Raw genomic sequence first — 12,610 nt, 5'->3', positions numbered from 1 at the left:
CATCGCCAGGCTTTGAATATTGTCTAACCAGACACGCTGCGGAGCGGTAGTTCAGTTGGTTAGAATACCGGCCTGTCACGCCGGGGGTCGCGGGTTCGAGTCCCGTCCGCTCCGCCACTTATTAAGAAGCTCTGCTAGTAATAGCAGGGCTTTTTTCGTTTGAGCAAAATAGCATTTTATTTTTTATCACTCTCAGGACCGTCGTGTGGTAGCTACACTTTGTTCAATCTATTCTTATTCTTTTCGGTCTCTATGTCTTAGGTATAAAAAAGCCGATGTATTAAACATCGGCTAGAGAGGTATGGTTCAGGAGATTTAGCTACGCAAAGCGGCTTTAGCTGACAGTGCTTTTTTATCTGAGTCTGAAAGAAAGGCTAATTCTAATCCGTTAATTTGCGCTTGTCTGATCTGCTCTTGAGAAAGGCCTGCTTGAAGTGCTGCAACTTCATATTCATGTGGAAGTTCAATACCTTCAACCGCTGGGTCATCAGTATTTAAACAAGCAAGTACCCCGTGCTCTAAAAACTGTTTTATAGGATGATGAGCAAGAGAGTTTACTGTGCTCGTTTGGAAGTTTGACGTTAGGCAAGACTCAATGCCAATACGGTGTTTGGCAAGATAATCCATTAGCTTAGGGTCATGGACGGCTTTTACTCCGTGTCCAATGCGTTCTGCACCTAGCTCTTTAATTGCTTGCCACATACTTTCTGACCCCGCCGCCTCTCCAGCATGTACTGTAACTCTTAGTCCTGCATCTCGTACTTGTTTAAAGTGAGAAATAAATCGCTCGCCCGGCTGCCCAAGTTCATCGCCCGCTAAGTCGACTGCAACAATGTGCTGCTTTTGAGTCAAAATAGCGTCTAGCTCCTGCTGACAAGCATCGGTGCCAAAAGTGCGGCTCATAATTCCTATTAGGTTAGCCTGAATACCGAAGTCTCGAACGCCCGCTTGTACCCCATCAACTACAGCCTCAACAACGCCAGCGATAGGCAGTTGATGTTTCATAGCCATATAGTAAGGAGAGAACCTCAGCTCGGCATAATCAATTTGAGCATTTAAGGCATCTTCGACATTTTCGTAGGCGACTCTTCGGCAAGCATCGAGATCACCCAATACGGCAACTCCCCAATCAAGTTTTGATAAAAAGGCGACCAATGATGGTTCTGCTTCGACGATTTGTACATGAGGTGTGAGCTCTTCTATGTTGCCAGCTGGCAGCGCTACACCAAATCGTTGCCCTAGTTCTAAGATAGTTTTGGTTCGAATGTTGCCGTCAAGATGGCGATGCAAATCAGTAAGCGGTAGATTTTTAGTTATCATTATGTTTTTCCGAAAGTGTGTATGGCATCAAGTATAAAAATCAATGTGGCCAGTGTCAGCTAGCAAAGAGTATTAAATCACCCAATTCTGTTTATTTGGCTTTTATGTTTACCATATCTGTTGACCATTCGTTAAAAGGGATGGCTTTACTAAACAGAAAGCCTTGTCCCTGAGTGCAGTTAAGCATGGTTAGGAGATGGACTTGCTCTTTGGTTTCAATACCTTCTGCTACAATTTCGACATTAAACCCACGAGTCATGTTGATGATTGCCGCAACGACTGAGCTACTGAGATTTGTCTGTTCGAGCTGCGATACAAACGCCCTGTCTATTTTTAGACAATCGAATGGAAGTTGATGTAAATAAGAAAGGGAGCTGTATCCGGTACCAAAATCATCTATCGCGATATGGATGCCCAGCTCTTTGAGTTTGTTCATGTTTGCTAAAATAACTGGGTCGTTATCAACAATTCTTGATTCTGTGATCTCTAAAGCGAGGTTATTGGGTTCAAGCCCCGTTCTTTCCAAAGTCGCTTTGAGTTCATGAACAAACTGAGGTTGAGATAGCTGGTTCACTGAGAGGTTGACGTGCATTTTAAACGTCGATCCCCATTTACCCATCTTGATGCCTTGCATCGTGTCAAAACACGCTTGATACAAGATTTGCTCACCAATCAGGCCAATGAAGCCGCTTTCTTCAGCGATAGGAATGAATTCCAAGGGGGGAATGATATCACCGCTTGGTGTCACCCAGCGTGCCAAGGCTTCAGCTCCGATGATATCTCCCGTTGATAAGTTTACAATTGGTTGATAATACGGAATATATTCTTTGTTCTCTATGGCAAGCTTAATTTGAGTGAGCATTTGCGTACGTTTACGAGAAACATCGTCCATCTCTGGAGAGTAATAGCAGATCCTTGAACGCTCTTGCTTGGCGTGGCTGAGTGCGATGCTACCATTACGTAACCATAGAGCCATAGTATGGAGTGTGTCATTAGGGAGTACGATGCCAATGGAGGCATTGACGACCACTTTTTCATTATGCATTGAGAATGGGACAGCAAACATTTGTAATATGCTGTTAGCCGCGGATTGGGCTTCATTCTTTTGTTGTAAAGAGGGGATGTAAATAGCGAATTCATCACCACCTGTACGAGCAATACATGAGGTGCTTGCAAATAGTGTGCGTAATTTTTCAGCAATAATTTGTAATAGTAAGTCACCTTGCTGATGCCCCAAGCTGTCATTAATATCTCTGAATTTATCGATGCCGATAAGCAATAGGCTGCCATTAATTTGATTTAATTGACTAAAGTTATCAATTAAACCTTCACGGCTATAGAGCTTGGTTAGGGAATCGTAGATCAATTGGGAATGCAATGCCTTAAATGAGGCTTTTAGGTTGTTGGCCATTTCATTGAATGAATAAACAAGCAAACTCGTTTCATAAATATTGCCAGCTTTCGGCATGTTACTTTCCCAATCCCCTTTTGCTAGATGCTGAGCAGCCGCCGCGGTAGCGGTAATTGGAGTGGTGATTCTATTAAAGGCAATGAGCCCTATACCGATGCCGATAAGGCTGACAATGCTGCCAATAATCCAACTATTTTGTTGGTTTTCTGGCAATCGACCAAGTAGATCGGTTTCTGAAATCGAGACGCCAATAAACCATTCGATGCCATGTTTATCTTTAAAGGGAGTGAGATGATTAAAATAGCGGGTGCCATCAACTACCGTTTCGAATTTGTTGAGTGTTGCTGACAGCATTTTGTCATGGTTATCAATATAATGTGCACTGGCTTGGATCACTGGGTTGGCATTTTCGATAGCCAGTAGTCGCTCTCCTTTTGCCGACAGTTCGGTCCCCCAAGAGACAACGGTGCTGGTATTGGAGTGAGCTACCAATCTTTTTTCTGGATCAATAATATACACGTTGGCATGAGTTTTCTGTTGCAGTGAGGCCAGAAACGCATTGAACGTATCGATTTTCACATCAGTCACCAAAACACCGATGAATTTGTTCATAGAGAAAACGGGTGCTAAAGCAGAGAGCGTGATCTCTTGGCGTTCATCAACATTAGTGTAGATTGGCGACCAACTTGGGCTTAAACTTTGTGCAACTGGAGTATACCAGGGGCGAGTTCTTGGATCATAATCGGCAATGGTGGAGCGAATATCTTGATTGATGGTTTTTCCTGAGTAGATCACCAAGTTTTGCTGAGTTCGATTATCTTTCACCATCAAGGTGAAACTATCGCCAATCTCTTTGCGAAAGCCCACGTACTCCGCCTGTTCGCCACCAAATCCGATCACATCAATTTGTTCTAGCGGTCGATAAAGCGTTTCAAAACTGGCAAGCAGATATCCTTCTATTTTACTGACATCGTCCGCAGAATAGAACTGACTAAAGCCGATCGTGTGGCTTAAAGCGAGGCTGGCTTGAAAAGGTTCATCGAGAAAACTGATCAGCCGCTGCTCTACATTGGCATTTAATGATGAAAGCTGCTTGCTGCTAATGTCATCAACCATCTCTTCATAACTGTATTTTTGTACACCCACAATCACTCCAATCGTTATGAGGAAAATCATAACAAATGGTAGAACAACGGCTGTTTTCAACGTTATTTGATTCGTAAATGACATGTCGTGTCTTCTGCATCCATACAAATTATCGGTAAAACACGCAAGGTGGTGGGTGATTGCATTGTGCCAGAAAGTGAATCACTGCACCTGATCATTAAAAAATTATCAGTAAAGTTCTTTTAACTTCCTTGTCAACGTATTGCGCCCCCACCCAAGCACCTTAGCTGCGTCTTGTTTGTGACCATTGGTGTGATGAAGTGCTGCTTCCAAAAGTATACGTTCAAATTCAGGAAGTGCATAAGAAAGCAGCTCTGTTTCTCCTGAAGCCAATGAAGATTTAGCCCAACTTGCGAGTTGTTGTTGCCAACTTATAGCACTATCAAAGTCACTATTTTTCTTTTCCGACAATAATTCGGGAGGAAGATCACTGGGTAGCACCTCGCTGCCACTGGCCATTACAGTTAACCAGCGACACATATTTTCAAGTTGTCGTACGTTTCCCGGCCATTCAAGACGATTCAAAATTTCAATGCTCTTAGGATGCAGCGTTTTCATTTCTACGCCTAATTCTTTTGCTGCAGAGGCGAGAAAGTGCTTGGTCAGTTTTTCTATATCTTGGCTTCGCTCACGCAGTGCTGGGATATGAATACGAATGACATTGAGACGGTGAAAAAGGTCGTCACGAAACTTTCCTTGATGAACGAGCTTTTCTAAGTTTTGGTGAGTAGCGGCGACAATGCGGACATCCACTTTGATTGCTGAATGCCCTCCTACGCGGTAAAACTGACCATCGGCTAAAACACGCAGTAGCCGAGTTTGAATGTCGAGCGGCATATCGCCAATTTCATCTAAGAATAGAGTGCCACCATTGGCCTGCTCAAAACGCCCTTGGCGGACATTGTTTGCACCAGTGAATGCTCCTTTCTCATGACCAAACAGTTCTGACTCGATGAGATCTTTTGGAATTGCAGCCATATTGAGGGCAATAAACGGTTTTTGGGCGCGTGGGCTATGGCGATGAAGCGCGTGAGCGACTAACTCTTTCCCGGTTCCTGATTCACCATTGATCAAGACTGAGATTGAGGAACGTGATAAACGGCCAATCGCCCGAAATACCTCTTGCATTGAAGGGGCTTCTCCAATGATTTCCGGTGTACTATCAACGCCAATCTGTTGATTGGATTGTTCTTTGCGCTGCTCCTGACTATGAGCAATGGCACGTTCAACCAAGGTGAGGGTTTCATCGACATCAAAAGGTTTAGGCAGATACTCAAAGGCACCCTTTTGATAGGCATTCACCGCGGCATCAAGATCTGAGTGGGCAGTCATGATGATGACGGGCAACTCAGGAGATCGTGAATGAACTTGGTTTAGCAGCTCAATACCATTCATGCCCGGCATGCGAATATCGGAAACGAGTACATCGGGCGTTTCTCTTTCTAGCGCCAGTAACACACTTTCGGCATCGGAAAACGTTTCGCATTTTATGTTGGCTGATGAGAGCGTTTTTTCCATCACCCAGCGGATCGAACTATCATCGTCCACCACCCAAACGTATCCTTTACTCATAATGTTTATTCCTTAGCAGCAAACCCAATCAGACATCGGTCAAATGGGTAAATAAATAGTAAATGTGGTTCGACCTGGCCAGCTTTCAACATCGATTTTTCCATTGTGCTGATCGATCAGGTTTTGTGAGATAGAAAGACCCAGCCCCGTTCCACCTTCACGGCCGCTGACCATGGGATAAAACAGTGTGTCTTGTAATTCGGTAGGAATGCCTGGGCCGTTATCGCTGATTTCTATGCGTGCCACTAACTTATGGCGCTGTCCGTGAATATTGGCTTGGTGCACTGTTCTGGTGCGCAGTGTGATTTTACCATGCGGATCATGAGATAAAATCTGTGCCGCATTGCTGACGATATTCAGTAATGCCTGCTCGATTTGATCGGTATCCATCAAAATATCGGGCAAGCTGGGGTCATAATCTCGTTCAATCACCAAGTGTGTGCTGGCTTCTAGCTCAACCAATTGGCGGACTTTTTCCAAAATTACATGGAGATTTTCAGAGCACTTCTTGCCCGGTTTTTGTGGGCCGAGCAAACGATCAACGAGCGCGCGCAGTCGATCGGCTTGTTCAATAATAATTTGGGTGTACTCAGTGAGACTGTGGTCCGGCAACATCTTTTCTAGCAGTTGCGCCGCGCCACGTAGCCCACCTAATGGGTTTTTAATTTCATGCGCCAGCCCGCGAACTAAGAGTTTTGCCGCTTGCTGTTGGGCGTGCTGATTGAGCTCTTGTGTTAACCGTCGTTGTTGACCAATTTTGCGCATTTCGACCAAAAGCATCAGCTCGCGTTGCCAAGATATAGGGCTCACGGTCACTTCCAGCATCAGTGGCTTACCATCGACCACAAACGTAACATCGCTATCAGTAATACTTTGGCCACTTTGCAACGGCTGAGAAAGCAGCGCTAAATCAAGAGAAGCGTGCTGGATGAGTTTTGACAGTGGTTGGTTGATAATTCGCTTAGCACTTTGGGAGAAGAGTTGTTCAGCCGCTGGATTGGCATAACGGATACAAAGAGACTCATCGAGCATCAAGGTGGCGGTAACGATATTATTTAAAATCGTTTGGCTTAGCTCACAATTCACGTTTTCATCCTTGTCCGTGTTCCCAAATGATGCAATGCACAACTTTGGTGCATTGCATGGCTAAGTATGGCGCATCGGTGTCAGAAGAAAAAGTGAAACCTGTTGTTATATCGAGCTTATTGGCGAAGAGTTCATCACTTGATGCTGGCTCGATGTAAATGCACCGTCACAGGGTTAGACGATGCAATAATCTTGCCGTTTACAACTACTTGAATTAAAAAGCGATGCGTTCCTCTATCTAGATTTTTCAGCGTCCAAGTAGGTTGAGTGGCGGGGGCGCCATAGGCCTTGTCATTCATGACCAATTGCAACTGTTCATTGACGGTTAAGTTGCGATTGAGTTCGGCGTTGATTGAAATAACGCCCGCATTGCTGCGTAAGGTTTCATCGTCAGCCGGAGAGCGAATTGCAATGGTCAGCGGTTCTATTTTGTTGACATGGGTTGCGGATTTTTCCTGTGGCAGATTTTTGGTGAGCTCAGTGACGGGGTGAGAGGTTTCAAAGGTTGGCTCAGGCGCATCGGCCTGAAAATCAGGAATCGAAATTTGCTTTGCTCCCTTATCTTGTGGGACATCGCTAAGATGCAACACGCCGTTCGCATCCACCCACGTATAGACGTTTTGTGCAATTGAAGTCGCGGAATAAAGCATGATGAGTGTTAGGAGTAAAGTTCGGATCAGATTCACAGTCATCCCCCTATATAGAGATGTTTTCACGTTAAGGGTATCGGCTTTTGAGTGCCGTTATTGTTGTAACGCTAATGTTACGACGTCCGGAATTAACCCCAAATATGAAAAAGGCTCACCTGCGAGGCGAGCCTAATAAATCCATAACCTAAGTTACATTTTGTACTAAAGCTAAGAATTATACCGAGTAGTACAATTCAAATTCTAGTGGGTGAACGGCCATGTTGACGCGTTCTACATCTTTTGCTTTTAGCGTGATGTATGAGTTGATGAAATCATCAGAGAATACGCCGCCAGCGGTCAGGAATTCACGATCTTCATCCAGTGCTTTTAGTGCCACTTCAAGTGACTCGGCTACTTTTGGAATCTCAGCGGCTTCTTCTGCTGGTAGGTCGTACAAATCTTTATCCATCGCTTCTCCTGGATGGATCTTGTTCTTGATACCATCAAGACCAGCCATTAGAAGAGCGGCAAACGCTAGGTATGGGTTCGCTGCTGGATCTGGGAAACGAGCTTCGATACGACGTGCTTTCGGGCTTGGTACTACTGGAATACGGATAGACGCAGAACGGTTACGAGCCGAGTAAGCTAGCATTACCGGTGCTTCAAACCCAGGGACAAGGCGCTTGTACGAGTTTGTTGATGGGTTAGCAAATGCGTTGATGGCACGCGCGTGCTTGATGATACCGCCAATGTAGTAAAGCGCTAAGTCAGATAGACCGCCGTACTTGTCACCAGCAAATAGGTTTACACCATCTTTTGCAAGAGATTGGTGAACGTGCATACCTGAACCGTTGTCGCCAACAAGAGGCTTAGGCATGAAGGTCGCTGTTTTACCAAAGGCGTGCGCAACGTTGTGCACCACGTATTTGTAGATTTGGATCTCATCGGCTTTCGTGGTTAGCGTATTAAAGCGAGTGGCGATTTCGTTTTGACCTGCGGTCGCTACTTCATGGTGGTGAGCTTCAACGACGAGGCCCATCTCTTCCATGATCAAACACATGGCTGAACGGATGTCTTGTGATGAGTCAACCGGTGCAACAGGGAAATAACCACCTTTCACACCAGGGCGGTGACCTTTGTTACCACCTTCAATTTCAGCGCCAGTGTTCCAAGCCGCTTCGATATCATCAATTTTGAATGAGGCACCAGACATATTGTTGGTGTATTTCACGTCATCAAAAAGGAAGAACTCTGGCTCTGGACCGACAAGAACGGTGTCTGCGATCCCTGTTGAACGCATGTAATCTTCTGCGCGTTTTGCGATAGAACGTGGGTCACGATCGTAGCCTTGCATGGTTGCAGGCTCTAGAATGTCACAACGAATGTTAAGTGTTGCGTCTTCTGTGAACGGGTCAAGAACTGCACTTGATGCATCAGGCATCATCACCATGTCAGACTCATTGATTCCTTTCCAGCCAGCAACGGATGAACCATCGAACATCTTACCTTCTTCGAAGAAGTCTGCGTCGACTTGATGAGCAGGAATAGAGATATGTTGCTCTTTGCCTTTCGTGTCGGTAAAGCGCAGGTCAACAAACTTAACTTCGTTTTCTTGGATCAGCGATAGAACGTTTTCTACTGACATCTTGGATAACCTCCAGTGTTATTAAAGCGGTAATGGCCCGAATCGAATTGAAACTAGCATTGATTAATTTCATTCTAAACTTATTAATCGATGCTGTTTCTAATAAAGCTAAATTCGTGCCAATTAAATTAATCCTTTAATTTCAAGTGCTTTGGTTGTTCTTTGTCGAATTTAAATGCTTCTCTGCACCAAAAAGATCCTTATTTGCACTATTTTGGTGCCTTGAGTTTTATGTTGCACCATTAACTACCAAAGCGCACACTATTCAGCCTAGGTTTACTAGGCTTGTCAATGCTGATTTAGTCCATTTTGATGCAATTTGTTTTAAAGCAAGTAGCGGACTAAGCTTGTGGTGAGCGAAAATCAGCGCGATAGATCACATATTTCTAGGTTTTTCGCCAAAATCTGGTACATTATTGACCGTTTTTTTAATCAAGTTCTATGCTCGTTGCGGCCTCATGCCGAAGCGAGTTACTCCCTTAATAAGTGAAGCAAAATCCATGGCTACTCCACAGATTGATAAATTAAGAAATATCGCGATCATCGCACACGTTGACCACGGTAAAACAACGTTGGTTGATAAACTGCTGCAACAGTCAGGTACGTTAGAGTCTCGCGGTAATACGGAAGAGCGGGTCATGGACTCGAACGATATCGAGAAAGAGCGCGGTATCACTATCCTTGCAAAAAATACAGCCATTAACTGGAATGATTTCCGTATCAACATCGTAGATACTCCAGGACACGCCGACTTCGGTGGTGAAGTTGAACGTATCATGTCAATGGTTGACTCTGTTTTGCTGATTGTTGATGCGGTTGATGGCCCAATGCCACAAACTCGCTTCGTAACACAAAAAGCCTTTGCTCACGGTTTGAAACCAATCGTTGTTATTAACAAAATTGACCGTCCTGGTGCTCGCCCTGATTGGGTTATGGATCAAGTGTTCGACCTGTTCGACAACCTTGGTGCAACGGATGAGCAGCTCGACTTTAAAGTGGTTTATGCCTCTGCACTGAACGGTTGGGCGACACTTAACGAAGGTGAAGTTGGCGAAAATATGGAACCTTTGTTCCAAGCGATCGTTGACAATGTAGAGTCACCACAAGTTGACCTTGATGGCCCACTACAAATGCAAGTTTCTCAACTTGATTACAGCTCTTACGTTGGTGTTATCGGTGTTTGTCGTGTGACTCGTGGTAGCGTAAAAGCGAACCAACAAGTAACAGTCGTCGGTGCTGATGGTAAGAAACGTAACGGTAAAGTTGGTACAGTTCTGGGCTATCTTGGCCTTGAGCGTAACGAAGTTGAACAAGCTAACGCTGGCGACATCATTGCGGTAACAGGTTTAGGTGAACTGAAAATTTCAGACACCATTTGTGACCAAAACTGTGTTGAAGCCATGGTGCCGCTATCCGTTGATGAACCGACAGTGACCATGACTTTCCAAGTCAATACCTCACCGTTTGCAGGTAAAGAAGGTAAATACGTGACTTCACGTAATATCCTTGAGCGTCTGCAAAAAGAGCTTGTTCATAACGTAGCATTGCGTGTTGAAGAAACCGACAACCCAGATCGCTTCCGCGTTTCAGGTCGTGGTGAACTTCACCTATCAATCCTGATTGAGAACATGCGTCGTGAAGGCTTTGAGCTTGCAGTTTCTCGTCCTGAAGTTATTTTGAAGGAAGAAGACGGCCAGAAAATGGAACCGTTCGAAACCGTAACGATCGATGTGATGGAAGAGAGCCAAGGCGGCGTGATGGAGAAAATTGGCCTACGTAAAGGTGAGCTGACGAACATGACTCCAGACGGCAAAGGCCGTGTGCGTCTTGATTTCATGATGCCTTCTCGCGGTTTGATTGGTTTCCAAACAGAATTCATGACCTTAACTTCAGGTTCAGGTTTGCTTTACCATACGTTTGATCATTACGGCTTGCACAAAGGCGGTAACATTGGTCAACGTAACAACGGCGTGTTGATCTCTAACGCGACAGGTAAAGCGTTGACTTACGCTCTGTTCAACCTACAAGAGCGCGGTCGCCTATTTACTGAGCACGCAGATGAAGTGTACGAAGGCCAAGTTATCGGTATCCACAACCGTTCTAACGACCTAACAGTGAACTGCTTGAAAGGCAAGCAGCTGACAAACGTTCGTGCTTCTGGTACTGATGAAGCGCAAGTATTGTCACCTGCAATCAAGTTTACACTTGAGCAAGCACTTGAGTTTATTGACGACGATGAACTAGTGGAAGTGACCCCACAGAGCATTCGTATCCGTAAACGTCATTTGACTGAAAATGATCGTAAACGTGCAAGCCGTGGCTAATACCGTCATGGTATAAGTTAACGAGTTAATCTAAGGGCGAGGAGTGTACTTCTCGCCCTTTGCTTATCTGCAATATAGTCAGTTTTAGGTATAGAATGGTGATTGATGATAAAAATAAGCAGGGAGAAGGCATTTGAAAATTAAAAAGCTTGGCAAACAATGTTTACTGTTTGCGCGTTATTTACTCAGCCGGATGGATCATGACCGCGTCAATGTTAATGCGGGCTATTTGGCTTATATCACGTTGTTGTCGATCGTACCTATGCTTACCGTGCTGTTATCAATTCTCTCCTCATTTTCTATTTTTGCCAATGTCGGTATGGTTATTCAAGATTTTGTGATCACCCATTTTGTGCCTGCCGCAGGCGATGTAGTGCGAGAGGCGTTGCTCGAATTTATCGCGAATACAGGTAAGATGACGGCCGTGGGCGGGGCATTTTTATTCGTTGCAGCTTTAATGCTGATTTCCAATATTGACAAGAATTTGAACTACATTTGGCGAGTTAAAAACAAACGGCGCATGGTGCTCTCTTTTTCAATGTATTGGATGGTTCTTACGCTCGGGCCAATTTTAGTCGGCGCAAGTATTGCGGCAACCTCGTATATTACCTCACTCAAGGTTATTGACAGCGAAGCACTCTCTGGTGCTTATAATTTGTTGCTGCGCTGGCTACCTTTTATTTTGTCATTCTCTGCTTTTGTCGGTTTGTACCTGCTGGTGCCGAATAAAAAAGTGCATCTTTCACACGCCTTGGTCGGGGCAATGGTGGCGGCTATTTTATTTGAGTTCAGTAAAAAAGGGTTTGCTGCTTATATTACTCAGTTTCCCTCCTATCAACTGATTTACGGCGCACTGGCGGCGATCCCTATTCTGTTTGTGTGGGTCTACTTATGCTGGATGATTGTGCTCGTTGGGGCGGAGGTGACGGCGACTTTGGGTGAAAAAGAGCACTGGAGCAATGAGCAAGAAATGCTAAACTCATTGCCTATCTCCGAGCAAATGATAAAGGGAAATCAGAGTGATAGCGTTGATCCAGAGAGTGAGTGAAGCGGCGGTACGTGTTGATGGGGAAGTGGTTGGCGAAATCAATCAAGGCTTACTGGTGCTACTTGGGGTCGAAAGAGATGACGATGAGGCAAAGGCCAAACGTCTAGTCGAACGCGTGACTCAGTACCGCGTGTTTGAAGATGAAGAGGGAAAAATGAACTTGAACGTGCAACAAGTGAACGGTCAGGTTTTAGTGGTGTCTCAATTTACATTGCCAGCCGATACCAAAAAGGGGACGCGTGCCGGATTTTCAAAAGGTGCACACCCTGCTGATGCTGAGCGTCTGTATGATTACTTTTCGGATTTGTGTGAGCACATTTTGCCAACTCAGCGTGGCCGCTTTGCACAAGATATGAAAGTCTCGCTGATTAATGATGGCCCAGTGACATTCTGGCTTCAGGTTTAATA

The 12,610-nt window shown here is 44.9% G+C and carries 9 protein-coding genes and 1 tRNA gene; 4 read left to right on the top strand and 6 right to left on the bottom strand.

From position 1 onward, the window contains the following. Positions 1-40: 40 nt before the first annotated feature. Positions 41-117, top strand: a tRNA-Asp gene (locus AACQ79_RS01500). A 198-nt stretch (positions 118-315) separates the two neighbouring features. On the opposite strand, the gene add is transcribed toward AACQ79_RS01500, so the two are convergent. From add to glnA, 6 genes are all read right to left on the bottom strand, one after another. Further along, positions 316-1,320: an adenosine deaminase gene (add, locus tag AACQ79_RS01495; RefSeq protein WP_013855454.1), complete on the bottom strand. Its 1,005-nt coding sequence runs from the start codon at positions 1,318-1,320 to the stop codon at positions 316-318. 91 nt (positions 1,321-1,411) lie between these two features. Next, positions 1,412-3,961 (bottom strand): EAL domain-containing protein, encoded by a 2,550-nt coding sequence (locus AACQ79_RS01490; RefSeq protein ID WP_445285847.1) that lies wholly within the window; start codon positions 3,959-3,961, stop codon positions 1,412-1,414. Positions 3,962-4,066: 105 nt separating this feature from the next. Then, positions 4,067-5,470 carry a nitrogen regulation protein NR(I) gene (gene glnG, locus AACQ79_RS01485; RefSeq protein WP_170889703.1) on the bottom strand — a complete coding sequence of 468 codons (1,404 nt, stop codon included), beginning with the start codon at positions 5,468-5,470 and terminating at the stop codon, positions 4,067-4,069. Positions 5,471-5,509: 39 nt separating this feature from the next. Beyond that, entirely contained in the window at positions 5,510-6,556 is a 1,047-nt protein-coding gene (gene glnL, locus AACQ79_RS01480) for a nitrogen regulation protein NR(II) (RefSeq protein WP_026027507.1), read from the bottom strand. Between the two features lie 134 nt (positions 6,557-6,690). Beyond that, positions 6,691-7,272, bottom strand: coding sequence for a DUF4124 domain-containing protein (locus tag AACQ79_RS01475; protein WP_094149168.1), 582 nt, complete (start codon positions 7,270-7,272; stop codon positions 6,691-6,693). A 148-nt stretch (positions 7,273-7,420) separates the two neighbouring features. Then, entirely contained in the window at positions 7,421-8,830 is a 1,410-nt protein-coding gene (gene glnA / locus AACQ79_RS01470) for a glutamate--ammonia ligase (RefSeq protein ID WP_017043509.1), read from the bottom strand. Positions 8,831-9,330: 500 nt separating this feature from the next. Between glnA and typA the strand changes: the two genes are divergently transcribed. The 3 genes from typA to dtd all read left to right on the top strand — a co-directional run bounded on the left by typA (position 9,331) and on the right by dtd (position 12,608). Beyond that, positions 9,331-11,154, top strand: coding sequence for a translational GTPase TypA (gene typA / locus AACQ79_RS01465; RefSeq protein ID WP_010319743.1), 1,824 nt, complete (start codon positions 9,331-9,333; stop codon positions 11,152-11,154). Between the two features lie 133 nt (positions 11,155-11,287). Next, on the top strand, positions 11,288-12,202 hold the full coding sequence (locus AACQ79_RS01460; protein WP_129532155.1) for a virulence factor BrkB family protein: 915 nt from the start codon (positions 11,288-11,290) through the stop codon (positions 12,200-12,202). Then, the gene (gene dtd / locus AACQ79_RS01455; protein ID WP_013855445.1) at positions 12,174-12,608 is read left to right on the top strand and encodes a D-aminoacyl-tRNA deacylase; all 435 of its coding nucleotides are present in this window, start codon (positions 12,174-12,176) and stop codon (positions 12,606-12,608) included. The genes AACQ79_RS01460 and dtd overlap by 29 nt, the downstream gene beginning before the upstream one ends. Positions 12,609-12,610: the final 2 nt, after the last annotated feature.

The organism is Vibrio sp. 3-2(1), assembly GCF_963887575.1.
Classification (GTDB): Bacteria; Pseudomonadota; Gammaproteobacteria; order Enterobacterales; family Vibrionaceae; genus Vibrio; species Vibrio anguillarum.
This window is presented reverse-complemented; position numbering and strand designations above follow the sequence as displayed.

Bases quoted from the DNA above. Each gene is read 5' to 3' on its own strand.
- glnA (WP_017043509.1), bottom strand. From the start codon at position 8,830: ATGTCAGTAGAAAACGTTCTATCGCTGATCCAAGAAAACGAAGTTAAG.
- AACQ79_RS01490 (WP_445285847.1), bottom strand. From the start codon at position 3,961: ATGTCATTTACGAATCAAATAACGTTGAAAACAGCCGTTGTTCTACCA.
- glnG (WP_170889703.1), bottom strand. From the start codon at position 5,470: ATGAGTAAAGGATACGTTTGGGTGGTGGACGATGATAGTTCGATCCGC.
- typA (WP_010319743.1), top strand. From the start codon at position 9,331: ATGGCTACTCCACAGATTGATAAATTAAGAAATATCGCGATCATCGCA.
- add (WP_013855454.1), bottom strand. From the start codon at position 1,320: ATGATAACTAAAAATCTACCGCTTACTGATTTGCATCGCCATCTTGAC.